The following is an 18,576-nucleotide window of genomic DNA, read 5'->3' on the forward strand; positions in this document are numbered from 1 at the left end:
GAAGACCGGGCACGCCTGCCGGCTCTGCGGCAGGCGTGTTCACCGATGGTTGCTGCGTCCGGCAACCGTTCCCTGGTTGGCATCAGCCGGCGGCGTGGCCGTCCTTTTCCCTCTTCAGGATATCCATAGCTTCCGGATAGGTGACGCAGGCTACGTCGTCCTTGTGGCAGACGTCCTTGAGGAGCCGGTCCAGCGCGCGCCAGTAGGCGCCGTCGTTCATTTCGACGAAGTGGAAGCCGAGCTGCAGCGGAACACGGTCGCCGTCGTACTGCCGGTCGAACGCGGACTTGAAGGCTTCATAGGCGCGCTCCTCGAACTCAGGGGCGTCGCGCTTGTCTTCCTTGGCGTCGGAATGGCGGACATAGAGATTGTAGTCCATGCCGATGATGCGCCGGTCCCTTGGGCCTTCCGGAATGGTCGGTAGGCCGAAACGGGTGAGCTTTCCGTCAACAACAGGCATTGCAGGGCCGCGGGTCACCAGGCTCGCGTCGAACAGGTAGCCCGCTTCTTTCTCGGCCTTCGGGAGCGCGTCGTTCACCGCGAGATAGGGCGCGCGAAAGCCGCGAATGTCCTTGGTCACGAAGTCGTCCCAGCCCTCCGGCGCGGTCTTGCCGATGCCGTCCCAGGCGGACAGCAGCGTCTGGCGGAACGTGCCGAATTCCTGAAGCCAGTCGGCCTTGCTCCATTTCGAACCGTCGAAATGGCCGCAGCCGTGGCTGGCGATCTCGTGGCCTTCCAGGTGGGCGTTCCAGACATTGTCCAGCCGTGCGGCTATGTCGGCATTGTCGGGTGCGAAACCGACATTCGACCGGCCGCGCCTTTCGCCCGGCGCCTGGTAGGCGTGCGCCATCTCCTTCGTCATGTAAAAGGTGCAGGACAGGAAGTAGGTGAAATGCGCGCCGCTGTCCTTCGCCATCTGCCGGCTCTTCTGCCACAGCGCGTTGTCATGCGCACCGTCGAAGGAGATGATGACCAGCTGCTTCTGCGGTTCCTTCGCGATCGCCGTAGAGGCAAGAAGGCAGGTAAACAGCAATGAAAGGCGAACAGAATGACGCATGCATGTCCTTCAATGTTGATTTCGCGGGCCAATCCTGAATAAACCTGTGGCGCGCGGGTTGCCGCTGCTTCATGCAGGCGTTTCGTGGCGAAAAAACGATTGAACACAGGTTTTGGGGATCGGACATATGGCGCTTCTGGCGGTCAGCATCTTGCTTTTTCTCGCGGTTCACCTGGTCCGCGTCGTCGCGCCCGGCCTGCGCCGGTCGGCCATTTCCGCGCTGGGAAGGCCGGTCTGGATCACGTTCCATTCCGTGCTGAGCATTGCGACGCTGGCGCTGCTCATCTGGGCCTTCGCAGAGGCGCGGGCGGTGACAGGCATGCTCTACAATCCGCCGGCCTGGATGTCGCATATCACGCTGACCCTGATGCTGATTGCCTGCGTCTGTCTGGCAGCCTCCGCGCTGCCGGCAGGCTACATCCGGACCAAGACGAAGTTTCCGCTGCTTGTGGCGATCAAGATCTGGGCGTTCTCGCACCTCCTCGCCAATGGCGAGACTTCGTCGGTGATGCTGTTCGGCGCCTTCCTGATCTGGGCCGTGGTGCTGCGCATTTCGCTGAAGAAGCGGGTGGCGTCCGGCGAGGTCGTGGCGCGGCCTTTCGTGTCCAGCCGCTACGACATTTTCGCCGTTGCGCTCGGCATTCTGATCTGGGCGGCGATCGTCTTCGATCTGCATGAGACCCTGATCGGCGTCAGCCCTCTGGTCGCCATGTAAACCTTGGCTGTCAAGAAAACACGGACTGCCCCCTTACAATACCGGCAAAATCGGGTAGAAGGCCCGGATAACAAAGGCTGGCGGAGAACGCGGCCGCGGAGACACGCATGGTACACAACGACGACAGTTTTATCCGTGAGGTAAACGAAGAGCTGCGCTCGGATCAGATGAGAGCCGTCTGGAGACGCTTCGGTCGGATCATCGTTGCGCTCGCCGTTCTGGTCGTCGTGGGAACTGCTGCGTACCGCGGTTACGAATATTGGGCCGACTCCCGGGCTTCGCGGTCGGGCGACCAGTTCCTTGCGGCGCTGCAGTTGGCCGACCAGGACAAGCTGGACGAAGCCAAGAAGGCACTGGCCGATCTCGAAGCCAATGGCTCCGGCTCCTATCCGATCCTGTCGAAGATGCGTGCCGCCTCGTTGATGGCGCAGCAGGGCGACAAGAAGGGTGCGATCGACGCATTTACGGCGATCGGCAAGGATGACGCCGTTCCGGAAGCCATCCGCAGCGCGGCAAAGCTGCGCGCCGGCTGGCTGCTCGTCGAAACCGGCACCTATGACCAGGTGTCTGGCGAAGTCGAGGTTCTGGCGGTTGCCGGAAACGCCTTCCGTCATTCCGCTCGCGAACTTCTCGGCCTCGCCGCGTTCAAGGCCGGCGATTACGGCAAGGCCAAGGAATGGTTCGACGCGATCGAAAACGACAACGAAACTCCGGCAAACGTCGCCAACCGGGCCAAGATGCTGCTCGGCGTGATCGCTGCCTCCGGCAAGGTGGCGCAAGGCTGATATGAGCTTCACCGTCGCCATCGTCGGCCGTCCGAACGTCGGCAAGTCCACCCTTTTCAACCGGCTTGTCGGCAAGAAGCTGGCGCTGGTGGACGACACGCCAGGGGTTACCCGCGACCGTCGACCGGGCGAGGCGAAGCTCATCGACCTGCGTTTCCGCATCATCGATACGGCCGGTCTCGAAGAGGCCGGCGCCGACACGCTGCAGGGCCGCATGCGCGCCCAGACCGAGATCGCCATCGACGAGGCCGACCTGACGCTGTTTCTGGTTGACGCCAAGATGGGCCTGACGCCGGTCGACCAGGAGCTCGCCGGCATGCTGAGAAAGCGCGGCTGGCCCGTGGTGCTGGTCGCCAACAAGGCCGAGGCGCGGGGTTCCGACGGCGGTTTCTACGACGCCTTCACGCTCGGCCTTGGCGAGCCGTGCCCGATCTCCGCCGAACATGGCGAGGGCATGTGGGACCTGCGCGATGCGATCATCGCCGCGATCGGCGAAGAGAAGGCCTTCCCGAAGGAAGAGGAAGAGGCGGTCACCGATATCGACCTGCCGATCAGCGACGACGTCGATGATGACGACGAAGAGCCGCTCTATGACGACAGCAAGCCGCTTCGCGTGGCAATCGTCGGTCGTCCGAATGCCGGCAAGTCGACGCTCATCAATCGCTTCCTCGGCGAGGACCGTCTTTTGACCGGACCCGAGGCCGGCATTACCCGCGACAGCATTTCCGTCGAGTGGGACTGGCGCGGCCGGATGATCAAGATGTTCGACACCGCCGGCATGCGCCGCAAGGCGAGGGTCACGGAGAAGCTGGAAAAGCTCTCTGTCGCCGACACGCTGCGCGCCATCCGCTTTGCCGAGCTGGTCGTGATCCTGTTCGATGCGACGATCCCGTTCGAGAAGCAGGACCTGCACATCGTCGATCTCGTGCTGCGCGAAGGACGTGCGGCCGTGCTCGCCTTCAACAAGTGGGACCTGATCGAGGACCGGCAGGCCGTGCTCGCCGAGCTGCGCGAAAAGACCGACCGGCTTCTGCCGCAGGCGCGCGGCATCCGCGCCGTGCCGATCTCCGGCGAAACGGGGCAGGGCCTCGACAAGCTGATGCAGGCGGTCACCGATACCGACCGGGTGTGGAACAAGCGCGTGTCGACGGCCAAGCTCAACCGCTGGCTCGACACCCAGCAGGTCCAGCATCCGCCACCGGCCGTTTCCGGCCGCCGGATCAAGCTGAAATACATGACGCAGGTGAAGACCCGTCCGCCGGCCTTCATGATCTCGTCGACTCGGGCCGACGCGCTGCCGGAATCCTATGTGCGCTACCTGACCAACGGTCTGCGCAAGGATTTCGACATGCCGGGCGTGCCGATCCGCATCCACTTCCGCACTTCCGACAACCCGTTCGAAAAGAAGAAGCGCAAGAACCGCTGATCGATCGGATTTGGCTGGCGCATCAATGGGATGCCGGTATTTCCTGCGTGATTGATTCCGCGCTCTGGCGCCGGCGGAACAGGCCGAAACGCCGCGACGGCGGGATGCCGTTCGCCTTGAAGACATTGTCGAGGAATTGCCGTGTCGCTGCCTCCCAGGTGAAGGCTTCGGAGTGGGCGTGGGCGTCTTCGCCCTTCAACGGCAGGGCTTCGAGGCAGGCCTGACGCAGGTCGTCGTTGAGTGCCCCGGCCTTAGGGTCCCCGCCGATGATATCGATCGGCCCCATGACCGGATAGGCTGCCACGGGCACCCCGCTTGCCAGCGCTTCGAGGATGGTGTTGCCGAACGTATCGGTCTTCGACGGGAAGACGAAGACGTCGGCCTCGGCATAGGCCGCCGCAAGTTCCTCGCCAAACTTCACGCCGGTGAAATGGACGTCCGGATAGTGCGCTTTCAGCTTTTCGAGATCCGGGCCGTCGCCGACGACGACCTTGGAGCCCGGAAGATCGAGATCCAGGAAGGCCGGCAGATTCTTTTCGATCGCCACGCGGCCGACGGTCATGAAGATCGGGCGCGGCAGGCCGAAAGGCCGCTCCTGCTTTTCGCGAGGATGGAAGAGGACACCGTCAATACCGCGGCTCCAGCGCATCAGGTTCTTGAAACCATGCGCGGCCAGGTCGTTCTCGAGGCTCTGTGTCGCCACCATGCAGCCCGAGCCGGCATTGTGGAAGCGGCGCATGATGCCGTAGAGCAGCGTCAGGGGGACGGGAAAGCGGGCGGCGACATATTCGGGAAAGCGGGTGTGGTAGCTCGTCGAGAAGGGCATGCCCTTGCGCCGGCACCAGGCGCGGGCGGCATAGCCAAGCGGGCCTTCGGTGGCGATGTGGACGAAGGCGGGCTGGGCTGCCTCGATCTTCTTGCCGACGGAGCCCGCGGTGCAGAGTGACAGGCGGATTTCCGGATAGGACGGGCAGGGGAAGGAGCGGAAGAGCTGCGGCGTGATCATCACCGTCTCGAAGCCCATCTTGTCGAGTTCCTGCGAGGTCATCTCGATCGAGCGGACGACGCCGTTGACCTGAGGATGCCAGGCATCGGAGACAATGATGATTCGTGTCATTCCACAGTCACACCCGTGCTTGCCGAGGCCGGGCTGGCTCCAGCACGCCCGGACCATGCCTGCGTCGTGTGACGTGATTATTACAGTGCGGCCGACCGGCTCAGACGCCGAGCTTTTCCGCCGGTATCAGGGCGCCGTGATGGCTGATGACGCGGGATGCGACCTTTCCCGCGAAGGCGGCGGCGTCTTCCGGCGACGCGCCATCGAGATAGCGGGCAAGGAAGGCGCCGTTGTAGCTGTCGCCGGCGCTGGTGGTGTCGACGACCTTGTCGACCGCCGTTGCCGGAACATGGATGCTGCCATCGCCGAAATCGAGGGTCGCGCCCTTGCCGCCGTCCTTGACGACGATACCGGTGGAGCCGAGCCCCTTGTAGCGGTCGAGGGTCGCGTCGATCGATGCGTCGCCAAAATGGGCGGCCTCGTCATCGAAGCCGGGGAGGACGATCGAGGCGGCGCGCGCGCCAAGGCTGATCGTGTCGAGCATGGTCTGCCGGTCCGGCCAGAGGCGTGGACGCAGGTTCGGATCGAAGGCGACCGGCTTGCCGGCGACCTTGGCGCGGCGCAGTTCGGAAAGCAGCGTGTCGAGGCCGTCGGGCTTCAGGATGGCGAGCGTGACGCCGGAGACATAGACGATGTCGGCCGCGTCGATGGCGCGGCGGAGGTGGTCGGGGTCGGCGGCCAGATTCTTGGCGGCGGAGGTGTCGCGCCAGTAGCTGAAGGAGCGTTCCCCGTCCTTCAGGTGGATCATGTAGAGGCCGGGCGTGCGGCCCTTGATGCGGCGGATGTCGCCGGTTTCGACATCGGCCTTTGCCATGAAAGCGAGCATCTCGTCGGAGACCGGGTCGTCGCCAAGCGCGGTATAATAGGAGACCGTCCAGTCGGTCGGCAGGCAGATGCGGGCGTACCAGGCGGTGTTGAAGGTGTCGCCGGCATAGCCCTTGCGCAGAAGGCCGCCTTCGGCCTGCGACAGTTCGACCATGCACTCGCCGATGGAAAGAAAACGCTTCGCCAAGTCCGCCTCCAGGATTGCTGCCCGAGCGGTCCTAGCCTTTTGACGCGGTGCAGACAAGACGCCCATGCTGCATTGCGGTTCGGGGTATTGTGCTTTACCCCTTGTGTCTGGAGACCGCCCGCGGGCATCGGTCTATCCGAATTCAAACCGACAGGATGAGAGGTTCAGATGGCGGCTGGCAGGACGAATACGGGTGCGGACTGGTGGCGCGGCGGCGTCATCTATCAGGTCTATCCGCGATCGTACCAGGACACCAGCGGCGACGGGATCGGCGATCTCAAGGGCATCACCCAGCGTCTGGACCACATCGCCTCGCTCGGCGTCGACGCCATCTGGCTGTCGCCCTTCTTCGCCTCGCCGATGGCCGACATGGGTTACGACGTCTCGGATTATTGCGATGTCGATCCGATGTTCGGCACGCTCGCCGATTTCGACGCGCTGGTCGCCAAGGCCCATGATCTTGGGCTGAAGATCATCATCGACCAGGTGCTCTCGCACAGCTCAGACCAGCATCCTTGGTTCAAGGAAAGCCGTTCCAGCCGCGACAATCCCAAGGCCGATTGGTATGTCTGGGCCGATCCCAAGCGCGACGGCACGGCCCCGAACAACTGGCTGTCGATCTTCGGCGGACCGGCCTGGGAATGGGACGGCGTGCGCAAGCAGTATTACATGCACAACTTCCTCGCCTCGCAACCCGATCTCAACTTCCACAATCCGGAGGTGCAGGAGGCTCTGCTGAAAGCGGTGAAGTTCTGGCTCGACCGGGACGTAGACGGCTTCCGGCTCGATACCGTGAATTTCTTCGTGCACGACAAGCACCTGCGCGACAACCCGCCGCTGGAGCCGGATCCGGATGCCGTCGGTCTCGACGCGCCCGACGTCAATCCCTACGGCATGCAGAACCATCTCTACGACAAGACGCAGCCGGAGAATATCGACTTCCTGAAGCGCTTCCGCGCATTGCTCGACACCTATGAGGGCCGGACATCGGTCGGCGAGGTGGGCGACGGGGCGCGATCGCTGAAGACGGTCGCCAATTACACGAGCGGCGGCGACAAGCTGCACATGTGCTACACGTTCGACCTGCTGAGCCCGGACTTTACCGCCGATCACATTCGCCGCTGCGTCATCGAGTTCCAGAAGCAGGTGTCGGATGGATGGGTCTGCTGGGCGTTTTCCAATCACGACGTACACCGCCATGTGAGCCGCTTTGCCCACAGTCCCGCCGAATACGAGACCGTGGCAAAGCTGGCGATCAGCATTCTGGCCTGCCTGCGCGGCTCGATCTGCCTCTATCAGGGCGAGGAGTTGGGATTGCCTGAGGCGGAACTCGCTTTCGAGGAACTGACCGATCCCTACGGCATCCGCTTCTGGCCGGCCTTCAAGGGCCGCGACGGATGCCGCACGCCGATGGTCTGGGAGCGGCAGCAACCGAATGGCGGTTTCAGCACGGCCAAGCCCTGGCTGCCGGTGAAGCCGGAGCATCTCGCACTGGCCGTGGATGGACAGGATGGCGTCGAGGGTTCGGTGATGGAGCACTACCGTGCCGTTCTCGCCTTCCGCCGGTCGCATCCTGCCCTGTTCGACGGCGACATGATGTTCCTCGGCGGCAATGCCGATCTTCTGGCCTTCACGCGGGAGAAGGACGGGGCGCATCTGCTCTTCGTCTTCAACCTGACGCGGCAGCCACAGGACTATGCGTTGCCGGAGCATTTTGTCGGCTGCCAGCCGCTCACTGCGCCGGCGATGGAGGCGACATTGAAGAACGGCGTCGTCACGCTGCCGCCGATGAGCGGGTTTGCAGGCACTATGGGAGGGGAATGATGTCGGTCGGGATCGTTCGATGTACGACGGATCAGGCAGCGGACTGGGTCCGCTTCCGCCATGTCCTGTGGCATGAGCACACCGAGGAGCACCTGTTCGCCGAGGTGGAGGCGATGCTCACCCGCCCGGACCGGTTTGCCGGCTTCCTGGCGGTCGATGATGTGTCCGGTCCTGTCGGCTTTGCCGAAGTCAGCATCCGTCATGACTCCGTCAGCGGCTGCAAGACGTCCCCGGTCGCCTTCCTCGAGGGCATTTACGTCGCTCCGGAAGCGCGCCGCAAAGGTGTCGCCGGGTTGCTTGTGCAGGCTGTGGAAGGATGGGCCAGGCAAAAAGGCATGACCGAACTCGGCTCGGACGCCTATGCCGACAACACCGTGTCGCACGAGATGCACTGGTCGCTCGGCTTCGAAGACACCGAACGCGTGGTCTTCTTCCGCAAGGCGCTTGAGTGATCAGGCCGCAGGCTTCTTGACAGTCTGGTCGCCACGACCCGCCAGCAGCCCAGCGATCGAGATGTCCTCATCCAGATGATCCCAATGAATTCCCGCTGGACTGAGCTCGAAATTCTGGCGCTGCGGCTGCGTCGCCGTCAGCAGGCGCGGGAACCAGGCCAGCGGTACGCCGATCGTACGGCCGTCATCAAGCGATACCCACATGGTCTCGTCATCGAAGCGGACATCAGTCGGAGAAATGTTCATGCCAAGCCTGCGTTATGAGGTGACGGTTATCGATCACCTTGCGGACGATAACAGATAGCTCTTTTCTGTTGAAGCCTCGGCTTTCAGCTACGCCGATCGCCGGCTCCAGCCAGACCTTCGCCTCGCAGCCGGCGCAACGCACATGAATGTGCATCGGCTCGCGCGGATCACCTTCATTGGAATAGAAAAAGAAGGTCAGATTGTTGAAGCGAAAGACGACAGGCATGGGGTTCTCCAAGACTGGATGATGCCTGATATTGCAAAGCGAGCAAGGGAGTGCCCCTCCTTCACCCCATCAGCGTGAAATTGTCGACGTCGACCATGCCCTTGTCGGAGATCTTCAGGTGCGGGATCACCGGCAGCGGCAGGAAGGCGAGTTGCAGGAAGGGTTCTTCCAGCGTGGCGCCGAGGGCGTAGGCAGCCTGTCGTAGGTCGTGCAGCGTGTCGCGGACACTTTCGTAGGGCTCCAGGCTCATCAGTCCGGCGACGGGCAGGGCGATCTCGCCGGTTATCTTGCCGTCCTCGACGACGACGAAGCCGCCGTTGATCTCGGAGAGCCGGTTGGCGGCCCGCGCCATGTCGTCCTCGTTGACCCCGACGACGCAGATGTTGTGGCTGTCATGGCCGACGGTCGAGGCGATCGCGCCCTTTTTCAGGCCGAAGCCCTGGACGAAGCCGTTGGCATGGTTGCCGTTCTTGCCGTGACGCTCAATGACTGCGACCTTGATGATGTCGCGGTCGAGATCGACGCCGGTCTGGTTGCCCTTCGACGGCAGCTGAAAGCGGCGGTTCTCGGTGATGATCTTGCCGGGCAGGACGCCGATGACCGATGTTTCCAGCGCGCTGGCCGGCACGCCGAAATCGGCGGCATTGACGGGATTGGCCTTGACGCTTTCGAGCCCGACCGGGGCGACCGGCCGGCGCGAGGCGAACAATCTTTCCGTGACGATCCGCCCGGCGGAGAAGACGAACTCGGCGGTGCAACTCTCCAGGCTGTCGATCACCACAAGATCGGCGCGCCAGCCGGGCGCGATCAGGCCGCGGTCGCGCAGGCCGAAGGCGCGGGCGGCGGAAATGGAGGCGGCGCGGTAGACGGCGATCGGCTGCACGCCGGCGCGGATCGCGGTGCGGATCATGTAATCAAGATGGCCTTGCTCGGCGATGTCGAGCGGGTTTCTGTCGTCCGTGCACAGCGCGACGAAGGGCGACAGGCGCTCCGTGAGGATCGACATCAACGCGTGCAGATCCTTGGAAACGGAGCCTTCACGCACGAGGATGTGCATGCCCTTGCGGATCTTCTCCAGCGCTTCCTCGGCGCTCGTGCATTCGTGGTCGGTGCGGATGCCGGCGGAAAGATAGCCGTTGAGGTCGTTGCCGCGCAGGAGCGGCGCATGGCCATCGATATGCCCGCCCTGGAAGGCTTCGAGCTTTGCCATGCAGATCGGATCCTTGTGGATCACGCCAGGGAAGTTCATGAATTCCGCCAGGCCGATCACTTTTGGATGGTCGCGGAAGGGCAGGAGGCTTTCGATCGGCAGGTCTGCGCCCGCCGTTTCGAGATGGGTCGCCGGCACGCAGGAGGAGAGCTGGACTCGGATGTCCATGATCGTTTCCGTGGCCGACTCCAGGAAGAAGCTGATGCCTTCCGCGCCCAGCACATTGGCAATCTCGTGCGGGTCGCAGATGGCCGTGGTGACGCCATAGGGCAGTACGCAGCGATCGAATTCATGCGGGGTGACCAGCGAGGATTCGATGTGCAGGTGGGTGTCGATGAAGCCGGGGACGACGATCCGGCCGGAAATGTCGAATTCCTCGTTGCCGCTGTATTCGCCGAGCGTGCCGACGATGGTGTCGCCGCATATGGCGATATCGGAATGCACGAGTTCGCCGGTAACGAGATCGAAGAAGCGCCCGCCCTTCAGCACGATGTCCGCCTTTTCACGGCCCACGCCCTGGTCGATACGGCGGCTGAGGTCACTCATGCGAATCTGCTCCATGTTGCTTTGCAGCAAGTGTAGCCCCCACCGATGCGCAAGGAAATGGCGGGAGGCGGGTTTCGGGTTCAGGCTTTTGGCTTGTGTCCGACGGTTACGACCGGGCCGCCGGCGTCGCGCCAGGCGGTGAAGCCGCCCGCCACGTGGCTCACCTTCTCAAGCCCCATGTCTTCCGCGGTCTTGGCGGCGAGCGCCGAACGCCAGCCGCTGGCGCAGAAGAAGACGAAGCGCCTGTCCTCTGCGAAGACCGGTTTGGCATAAGGGCTTTCCGGATCGATCCAGAATTCGAGCATGCCGCGCGGGCAGGAGAATGCGTCGGGGATGGTGCCTTCGCGTTCCCGCTCGCGCGGATCGCGCAGGTCGACGAAGACGATGCCGGGATCGCCGTGGAGGGTGGTCGCGTCAACCGCGCTGACCGCCACGACCTGCGCATTCGCTTCGTCGAGCAACTGCCTGTATCCCTTTTTCATTCGCTCCTCCATTCGCATCTGCCAAGCGACCTCAAGGGCAGCCTAGCGTCGCTTGCGCCCTGCGAAAACAGCGGCAGGCGAAAAAACATATATGCGGGATATGTCACCGCGCGCGGGCGGGCGGAGTGCGTGATGTTTTGTTGTGAACTCTCACCAGCTTAACAGTTCGATAATCAACGTGGACTAGAACTCACCTGCGATTTTTCGAGGCCCGCTCCCTATGCAGACACCCGCATCTATGCTCGATCAGAGCCTGCCCGTCGTTTCACCTCCCAATTCCCGTCACTGTCCTGACAATCTGCCGGCGCCGACGCTTTACTGGTGGTCTGAAGACAATATGGAGATACCGGGCTGGGGCCTGCAAGCCGGCATCAGGTCTATCGCGGAAAGACCCGAAGGTGCCGCCGGCGCCATCTATTTCGTCCGCGTTGATGCGGGCAGGCTCGGACGCGATGTCGCGGCGTTCCGCGAGCGGCTCGGCGACGACGCCTATCTGATTGCCGTCACCGATATCGCCCTGTCGCCGACGTGGGCGGCGCGGGTGATCGAACTGGGCGCCGACGACGTGATGGAGATAGCCGGGGCACCGGACGCGGTTATCGCGAGAGCCAGGCGAATGATGGCGCGGCAGTCGGCCGATGCGGCTCGCCTCGGCAAGGTTGCGGCCGATCGCGCCTTCCTGCAGACCTGCATCGACACGCTGCCGTCGCCGATCTTCTACAAGGACCGGCAGGGGCGCTACATCGGATGCAACAAGGCCTTTTCCGCCTTCATCGGTCGCAGCCGCGCCGAAGTGATCGGCAGTTCCGTCCATGACGTCGCGCCGTCCGATCTCGCCAAAACCTATGAAGACGCCGACGAAGCATTGATGCGCGAGCGTGGCGTGCAGATTTACGAAGCCCAGGTGCGTTTCGCGGCGAACGACCGCAGGCACATCGTCAGTTTCCACAAGGCGGCGATGATCGGCGAGAGCGGAGAGGTCATCGGACTTGCGGGCGCCATGCTCGACATCACCGAGCAGAAGGAGCTCGAGACCAAGCTGATCGACGCGGCCGAGCGCGACCCGCTGACGAACTGTTTCAACCGCCGCAAGTTCTTCACCGCCGGTTCGGCGATGATCGACCAGTCGCGGCAGGACGAGGAGCCGCTTTGCGTGCTCGTCCTCGACATCGACCATTTCAAATCGATCAATGACCGGTTCGGCCATGCCGGTGGCGACATCGTCCTGCGGGAGGTTGCCGAGCGTCTCGACGATCGTGTCCGCGGCGATGGCCTGATGGCCCGCGCCGGCGGCGAGGAGTTCTTCTTCGTCATGAAGGGCAAGTCGCTCGACGATGCCGTCGTCTATGCGGAAATGCTGCGCAACCTGGTTGCCCGGCAGGCCGTTTCGGTGGTTGGCGGCAGCGTGACGGTAACGGTCAGCATCGGCGTGGCGGAGCTTCATGCCGAGGACGAGGGACTGAACGACGTCCTGAAACGGGCCGACGACGCGCTTTATGCGGCCAAGGTGTCGGGCCGCAACCGGGTTCACAGGTTCTGACTGCGGGGGATGAGGCTTGCCGCCGAGCACTGCCGGTCATCCGACCTGTATTTTGCATGAAAAACCTCCCCGGGTGAGCGGGGAGGCGATCGCTTGATATCCTTCGGCTTCTCGCCTCAGACGTTGTTCATCAGGATTTCGCGCAGCTTGCCGAACAGTTCGTCGATGTGGTGCTTCTCGATGATCAGCGGCGGCGACAGCGCGATGATGTCGCCCGTGGTGCGGATCAGTAGACCCTTCTCATAAGCCTTCAGGAAGGCGGTGAACGCGCGCTTGGTCGGCTCGCCGGCAATCGGCGACAGTTCGATCGCGCCGATCAGGCCGATGTTGCGGATGTCGATGACGTTCGGGCAATCCTTCAGCGAATGCAGCGCATCTTCCCAGTAGGAGGCCATCTCGGCGCCGCGCGTCAGAAGCCCTTCTTCCTTGTAGGTGTCGAGCGTGCCGAGAGCGGCGGCAGACGCGATCGGGTTGCCGGAATAGGTGTAGCCGTGGAAGAACTCGATCAGATGTTCCGGCCCGTTCATGAAGGCGTCGTGGATTTCCGAGGTCACGAACACGGCGCCCATCGGGATCACGCCGTTGGTCAGGCCCTTCGCCGTGGTGATGATGTCCGGCTTGACGTCGAAATACTGTGCCGCGAACGGCGTGCCGAGGCGGCCGAAACCGGTGATGACTTCGTCGAAGATCAGCAGGATGCCGTGCTTGGTGCAGATGTCGCGGAGCTTCTTGAGGTAGCCCTTCGGCGGGATGAGAACGCCGGTCGAGCCTGCGACCGGCTCGACGATGACGGCGGCGATGGTCGAGGCGTCATGCAGCGTGACGATGCGTTCCAGTTCGGTCGCGATATCGCCGCCGTGTTCCGGCTCACCGCGGGTGAACGCGTTCTGGCCGGGCAGGTGGGTGTGCGGCATGTGGTCGACGCCGGTCAGGAGCGTGCCGAACATCTTGCGGTTGGCGACGATGCCGCCGACCGAGATGCCGCCGAAGTTCACGCCGTGATAACCGCGCTCGCGGCCGATCAGGCGGAAGCGCGAGCCGTCGCCCTTGGCGCGGTGATAGGCAAGCGCCACCTTCAGCGCCGTTTCCACCGATTCCGATCCGGAATTGGTGTAGAGAACATGGTTCATGCCCTCCGGCGCGATGTCGACCAGGCGGTTTGCCAGTTCGAAGGCCTTGGGATGGCCGAGCTGGAAGGCCGGCGCGTAATCCAGCTCACCGGCCTGCTCGCGGATGGCCTCCGTGATCTTCGGGCGGCAGTGACCGGCATTGACGCACCAGAGGCCTGCGGTGCCGTCGAGGACCTGGCGGCCGTCATGGGTGGTGTAATACATGTCCTTGGCGCCAACGAACAGTCGCGGTTCCTTCTTGAACTGGCGGTTCGCCGTGAACGGCATCCAAAAGGCGCGCAAATCGTTCGGCGTGGCATTCAATCTGTTGGACATTATTTTCTCCAGAGCCCAAGGCCAAACGGCCTCCCGTGCGAAGGCCGTCGTTTTTTACCGGTTGGCAAATTATCAGCGCTGCGCATTGCGTCAAGGAGCGCGGCAAGGGCTCGTTCCCTCGGCGTTGCGACGGTGTGGAGCGATGTCGGGGCGGCAGGTTCGGGAGGCTTCGTCCGGGCACACAAGCGCATGTATGCCAGGTCGTCACATGCGGCATGCGCCGATGGGGCGACCTTTCTGGAGAGCTCTCTGCCGGCCGAATTCGACCTCAGGCAGCTGTGTCTCTGTGCATCGCCTTGGCGGCATGAAGATCATTCAACAGCGCCATCAGCCTGGCGACGGCCTCGCTGTTACTTGAATAGTAGATGGTCTGGGCTTCCCGGCGGGTGGCCACCAGCTTCTGTGCCCTGAGCTTGGAGAGGTGTTGCGACAGGGCGGACTGACTGAGCTCGACACGTTCGGCCAGATCGCCGACGGCGACTTCGCCCATCAGCAGAAAATTCAGGATCATCAATCGTTTGGGGTTTGCGAATGCAGTCAGCATCCTGGCCGCCTCATCGCAGAAGACGGTAAGGGCCTTTTTCTCGGTCATGGTTTCGGTCTCGGTATTAAAGTGGGGCCTTGGGATTGCCGTGTGGTATATCAGCAATTCATGGATCGTACATTCTTAATTTTGCAACAGTGGAATATTTAGTTCGTTTAATAAGGCTCGCATATTTTCTAAGTCGTCCGCCACCCTTGCGAATTCCTTGCGGACTATAGTGTCGCCGTTCTTGATGTCGATGCCGGCTGCGTCGATGCCGACCAGCCTGCAAGACCCCTTTGCCGGGCTGCGGCCCTTGATCGCCGCAAGCTTGGCAATAGCGTCCGGCCATTCCGCATTGATGGTGTCCAGAAGGCCCTGTTCGTGCTCTTCCAGACGGCCGGCGACGGACGGGTCGATCAGAAACTCGCTGCCCTCCAGGAGATAGGCCCGACCGAAGCCACCATTGAGGCTGGCACGCTGCGGCACCAGCCTGAAGAAGCTGAAGTCAGGGAAGTCTATATACAGGGCCGCCTTCGGATGACGAGCGAGGAAGCGGCGGCGCAATGTCGCATGCGCCGGGCTGTCGCGTTCGACCGGTTCGGCGATGCACTGAACGGTGACACGGGGGTGGGCGAGCGGGTCTCCCTTTCCCGGTTCGCCGGCGAGCAGGGAGGCGCGGCCATCCGCGCGCAAGGCTTTCGTATGCGTCGAAAGTGCCGAGACAAGTATGGCCGGTGCACAGTCCGTTGCCGTCGCCACCAGGGTGCGGCTGACAAAGGGAAAGCCTGTGCCGGGTTCCAGGACCGAAAGCGCAGCATAGGAAGCCGAACGCAGAAGCGCGCGGGCCAGCCCGCGCGCTTCATCGTCCGTTTCCCGTATGACCGACGGCTTGTCTGCCATGTCCGCCGGCCGACTTACGCCGGTTCGGCGCGCTTGTGGCGCGTCAGGCCGGAGATGACGTCCTGCGGGCCGATCGTGCCGATGACCGAACCGTTCTCGACCACGCCGATGACGCCGGGCTGGCGCGAAAGCGCGTCGAGGATGTTGGCGAGCGGCGTCGTCGGCGAGGTCGTGCCGGTCACGCCGCTTCCGGTTTCCGCTCCGCCGGCGCCCGGCCGCATCACGTCGCGGGCGAGCAGCAGGTTGATGGGGTTCAGGTGCTGGACGAAATCGGCGACGTAGTCGTTTTCCGGATTTCTGACGATGTCCTGCGGGGTGCCGCACTGGATGATCCGGCCGCCTTCCATGATGGCAATGCGATTGCCGATCCTGACCGCCTCGTCGAGGTCGTGGCTGACGAAGAGGATGGTCTTCTTCAGCCGACGCTGGAATTCGAGGAGTTCGTCCTGAAGCCGTGTCCTGATCAGCGGGTCGAGCGCCGAGAAGGGTTCGTCCATCAGGAGGATGGGCGCGCCCGTCGCAAAGGCGCGGGCGAGCCCGACGCGCTGCTGCATGCCGCCGGAGAGCTCGCCCACCTTGCGGTTCTTCCACTGGGTGAGATTGACGAGTTCGAGCTGTTCGTCGACCTTCGCGTTCAGCTCCTTCTCCGGCATGCCGGCGAGCTCTAGGCCGAAGCCGACATTCTCGGCGACGGTCCGCCAGGGCAGCAGCGCGAACTGCTGGAACACCATGGAGACGGTGTGCGTGCGTAGATCGCGCAGCGTCCGGGCATTGGCACTGTAGGGATTGACCGGCCCGTTCGGGGTGATCACCGATACTTCGCCGCGGACCACTGGCGCCAGCGCATTGACGGCGCGCAGCAGCGTCGACTTGCCGGAACCCGACAGGCCCATGAGAACGAGGATCTCGCCTTCCTTGACCGTCAGCGAGGCGTCGGCGACGCCGAGAACGAGGCCGGTCTCGCGGCTGATCTCGTCACGGGTCTTGCCGGCGTCGATCATCGGGATCGCCGGTCCGGGCTTGTCGCCGAACACGATGTCAACGTTCTTGAAGATGACAGCGTCACTCATGCGCCTTCTCCTTCATCGGAAATGCGGAACACGCGGTCGAGGATGATCGCCAGGATGACGATGCAGGTCCCGGCCTCGAAGCCCTTGGCGACGTTCACCGTATTGAGCGCGCGTACGACCGGAACGCCGAGCCCGGGCGCACCGACGAGGGCGGCGATGACCACCATCGACAGTGAGAGCATGATGGTCTGCGTGAGGCCGGCCATGATCTGCGGCAGCGCGAAGGGCAACTCCACCTTGGTCAGCACCTGCAGCGGCCTGGCGCCGAATGCTTCTGCGGCTTCCACCAGTGAGCCGGGCGTCGAGATGATGCCGAGGCGGGTGAGGCGGATCGGCGCCGGGATGGCGAAGATCACTGTTGCAATGAGGCCGGGCACCATGCCGAGGCCGAACAGGATGAGGGCCGGGATCAGGTAGACGAAGGTCGGCAGCGTCTGCATGAGGTCGAGAATGGGGCGGATGACGGAGTAGAGCCAGGCGCGACGGGCAGCGGCGATCCCGATCGGAACGCCGATGATCATACAGACCGCCGTGGCGACGACGACCAGCGCCAGTGTTTCTGTGGTTTCCTTCCAATAGCCCTGGTTCATGATCAGCAGGAAGCCGATTAGCACGAGCAGCGCATTGGAAAGGCTGCGCCTGAAATACCAGGTCGCCGCCGTGAAGACGAGGATGACGAAGACGCCGTAGTAGTTCTCGTATCCGGTGCCTTTCAGTTCGGGCATCTGCAGCACGTAGACCAGTGCATCGATGCAGGATTTCAGGACCTTGGTGACGAAGTTGAAGAACCAGCCGAAATTGTCGGTAAGCCATTCGAAGAAGGTTTCCGACCATCGGCCGATGGCGATCTTGTAGTCCTTGTCGAAAAGGAAGGAGTTGTCTGAAAACATGGCTGAGTGGGGCCCCCGTGTTTAGACTGTCGATGCAATCGGAAACGGGGTGCCAAGGCACCCCGTTTCGTCATGTCATCAGAGGCCGAGAGCCGACTTTACCGCGGCAACCGAGTCGCCGCCGTCGAAGGTCGTGACACCGGCGAGCCACGGCTCGATGGCGTCCGGATTGGCCTTCAGCCATTCCGTTGCGGCGGCTTCCGGCTCTTCGCCGTCGTCCAGGATCTTGCCCATGATCTCGCTTTCCATCGGCAGCGTGAAGGACAGGTTCTTGAGCAGGGCGCCAACGTTCGGGCATTCGCTGGTGTAGCCGGCGCGCACGTTGGTGTAGACGGTCGCTCCGCCGAAGTCGGGGCCGAAGACGTCATCGCCGCCGGCCAGGTAGGTCAGGTCGAAGCGGACGTTCATCGGATGCGGCGCCCAGCCGAGGAAGACGATCGGATCGCCCGACTTCTTCACACGAGCGACCTGGGCCAGCATACCCTGTTCGGAGGACTCGACGAGTTCGAAATCCTTCAGGCCGAACTTGTCGTCCTTGATCATGTCGAGGATCAGGCGGTTGCCGTCATTGCCCGGCTCGATACCGTAGATCTTGCCGTCGAGTTCGTCGGCATGCTTGGCGATGTCGGCGAAATCCTTGATGCCGATTTCGGCGCCCTTGCCGTTCGTGGCCAGCGTGTACTTGGCGCCTTCAAGGTTGGCGCGTACGCTTTCGACAGAACCGTCATCGCGGTAGGGCTTCAGGTCGGCTTCCATCGTCGGCATCCAGTTGCCGAGGAAGACGTCGATGTCCTTGTTCTTCAGCGAGGTGTAGGTCACCGGAACGGAGAGAACGGTCACGCTCGGCTCGTAGCCGAGAGCCTTGAGGACAACGGACGTCGTTGCCGTCGTCGCGGTGATGTCGGTCCAGCCGACGTCGGAGAAGCGGACTGCCTTGCAGCTGTCAGCTTCCGCTGCCATCGCGCTGCCAAAGCCGACGATGGACATGGCCGAGGCCATAAAGATTCCCATTATGCTTGTTTTCTGCATGTTTGACTCCCAGTCTTAATTTTTGTTCCCAAGCCAAGCACCAATACCCTAACCAATCAAGCGGTTTCGGTTCGTTTG

The 18,576-nt window shown here is 62.9% G+C and carries 19 protein-coding genes; 6 read left to right on the plus strand and 13 right to left on the minus strand.

What is annotated here, in order from left to right:
• Window positions 1-82: 82 nt before the first annotated feature.
• Window positions 83-1,057 carry a polysaccharide deacetylase gene (locus ACU5AZ_RS17110; RefSeq protein ID WP_446823533.1) on the minus strand — a complete coding sequence of 325 codons (975 nt, stop codon included), beginning with the start codon at window positions 1,055-1,057 and terminating at the stop codon, window positions 83-85.
• Between the two features lie 127 nt (window positions 1,058-1,184).
• Here ACU5AZ_RS17110 and ACU5AZ_RS17115 point away from each other — a divergent pair, with 127 nt between their 5' ends.
• From ACU5AZ_RS17115 to der, 3 genes are all read left to right on the plus strand, one after another.
• Window positions 1,185-1,772 (plus strand): NnrU family protein, encoded by a 588-nt coding sequence (locus ACU5AZ_RS17115; RefSeq protein ID WP_446823534.1) that lies wholly within the window; start codon window positions 1,185-1,187, stop codon window positions 1,770-1,772.
• A 107-nt stretch (window positions 1,773-1,879) separates the two neighbouring features.
• On the plus strand, window positions 1,880-2,557 hold the full coding sequence (locus tag ACU5AZ_RS17120; protein WP_446823535.1) for a tetratricopeptide repeat protein: 678 nt from the start codon (window positions 1,880-1,882) through the stop codon (window positions 2,555-2,557).
• A gap of 1 nt (window position 2,558) precedes the next feature.
• Window positions 2,559-3,983, plus strand: coding sequence for a ribosome biogenesis GTPase Der (der, locus tag ACU5AZ_RS17125; RefSeq protein WP_446823536.1), 1,425 nt, complete (start codon window positions 2,559-2,561; stop codon window positions 3,981-3,983).
• Window positions 3,984-4,005: 22 nt separating this feature from the next.
• Here the strand turns inward: der and ACU5AZ_RS17130 are convergent, their stop codons facing one another.
• Together ACU5AZ_RS17130 and ACU5AZ_RS17135 are read right to left on the minus strand one after the other, a co-directional pair.
• Window positions 4,006-5,100: a glycosyltransferase family 4 protein gene (locus ACU5AZ_RS17130; RefSeq protein WP_446823537.1), complete on the minus strand. Its 1,095-nt coding sequence runs from the start codon at window positions 5,098-5,100 to the stop codon at window positions 4,006-4,008.
• 100 nt (window positions 5,101-5,200) lie between these two features.
• Window positions 5,201-6,112, minus strand: coding sequence for a sugar kinase (locus ACU5AZ_RS17135; protein ID WP_446823538.1), 912 nt, complete (start codon window positions 6,110-6,112; stop codon window positions 5,201-5,203).
• Window positions 6,113-6,280: 168 nt separating this feature from the next.
• On the opposite strand from ACU5AZ_RS17135, the gene bglA reads away from it, so the two are divergent.
• On the plus strand, window positions 6,281-7,936 hold the full coding sequence (gene bglA, locus ACU5AZ_RS17140; protein ID WP_446823539.1) for a beta-galactosidase BglA: 1,656 nt from the start codon (window positions 6,281-6,283) through the stop codon (window positions 7,934-7,936).
• The gene (gene aac(6'), locus ACU5AZ_RS17145) at window positions 7,936-8,388 is read left to right on the plus strand and encodes an aminoglycoside 6'-N-acetyltransferase (protein ID WP_446823540.1); all 453 of its coding nucleotides are present in this window, start codon (window positions 7,936-7,938) and stop codon (window positions 8,386-8,388) included. Before bglA ends, aac(6') begins: the two co-directional genes overlap by 1 nt.
• Here aac(6') and ACU5AZ_RS17150 read toward each other — a convergent pair whose 3' ends face one another.
• The 4 genes from ACU5AZ_RS17150 to ACU5AZ_RS17165 form a co-directional block, all read right to left on the minus strand.
• Entirely contained in the window at window positions 8,389-8,634 is a 246-nt protein-coding gene (locus tag ACU5AZ_RS17150) for a DUF2442 domain-containing protein (protein WP_446823541.1), read from the minus strand.
• Window positions 8,615-8,860, minus strand: coding sequence for a DUF4160 domain-containing protein (locus ACU5AZ_RS17155; protein ID WP_446823542.1), 246 nt, complete (start codon window positions 8,858-8,860; stop codon window positions 8,615-8,617). The genes ACU5AZ_RS17150 and ACU5AZ_RS17155 overlap by 20 nt, the downstream gene beginning before the upstream one ends.
• A gap of 61 nt (window positions 8,861-8,921) precedes the next feature.
• Window positions 8,922-10,616 (minus strand): adenine deaminase, encoded by a 1,695-nt coding sequence (ade, locus tag ACU5AZ_RS17160; protein ID WP_446823543.1) that lies wholly within the window; start codon window positions 10,614-10,616, stop codon window positions 8,922-8,924.
• 80 nt (window positions 10,617-10,696) lie between these two features.
• On the minus strand, window positions 10,697-11,110 hold the full coding sequence (locus tag ACU5AZ_RS17165) for a rhodanese-like domain-containing protein (protein WP_446823544.1): 414 nt from the start codon (window positions 11,108-11,110) through the stop codon (window positions 10,697-10,699).
• A gap of 208 nt (window positions 11,111-11,318) precedes the next feature.
• Here ACU5AZ_RS17165 and ACU5AZ_RS17170 point away from each other — a divergent pair, with 208 nt between their 5' ends.
• On the plus strand, window positions 11,319-12,638 hold the full coding sequence (locus ACU5AZ_RS17170) for a GGDEF domain-containing protein (RefSeq protein WP_446823545.1): 1,320 nt from the start codon (window positions 11,319-11,321) through the stop codon (window positions 12,636-12,638).
• Window positions 12,639-12,754: 116 nt separating this feature from the next.
• Here the strand turns inward: ACU5AZ_RS17170 and ACU5AZ_RS17175 are convergent, their stop codons facing one another.
• From ACU5AZ_RS17175 to ACU5AZ_RS17200, 6 genes are all read right to left on the minus strand, one after another.
• A complete protein-coding gene (locus tag ACU5AZ_RS17175) occupies window positions 12,755-14,083 on the minus strand; it encodes an aminotransferase class III-fold pyridoxal phosphate-dependent enzyme (RefSeq protein WP_446823546.1) in 1,329 nt (442 codons plus the stop codon).
• Window positions 14,084-14,351: 268 nt separating this feature from the next.
• Window positions 14,352-14,675 (minus strand): ArsR/SmtB family transcription factor, encoded by a 324-nt coding sequence (locus ACU5AZ_RS17180; RefSeq protein ID WP_446823547.1) that lies wholly within the window; start codon window positions 14,673-14,675, stop codon window positions 14,352-14,354.
• Between the two features lie 75 nt (window positions 14,676-14,750).
• Window positions 14,751-15,509, minus strand: coding sequence for a HugZ family pyridoxamine 5'-phosphate oxidase (locus tag ACU5AZ_RS17185; protein ID WP_446823548.1), 759 nt, complete (start codon window positions 15,507-15,509; stop codon window positions 14,751-14,753).
• 14 nt (window positions 15,510-15,523) lie between these two features.
• Window positions 15,524-16,579, minus strand: a complete 1,056-nt coding sequence (gene choV, locus ACU5AZ_RS17190) for a choline ABC transporter ATP-binding protein (protein WP_446823549.1) — start codon at window positions 16,577-16,579, stop codon at window positions 15,524-15,526.
• Window positions 16,576-17,469 (minus strand): choline ABC transporter permease subunit, encoded by an 894-nt coding sequence (gene choW, locus ACU5AZ_RS17195; protein ID WP_446823550.1) that lies wholly within the window; start codon window positions 17,467-17,469, stop codon window positions 16,576-16,578. Before choW ends, choV begins: the two co-directional genes overlap by 4 nt.
• Before the next feature lie 78 nt (window positions 17,470-17,547).
• Entirely contained in the window at window positions 17,548-18,480 is a 933-nt protein-coding gene (locus ACU5AZ_RS17200) for a choline ABC transporter substrate-binding protein (RefSeq protein ID WP_446823551.1), read from the minus strand.
• Between the last annotated feature and the right edge of the window lie 96 nt (window positions 18,481-18,576).

This window comes from Rhizobium sp. PAMB 3182 (genome assembly GCF_052908355.1).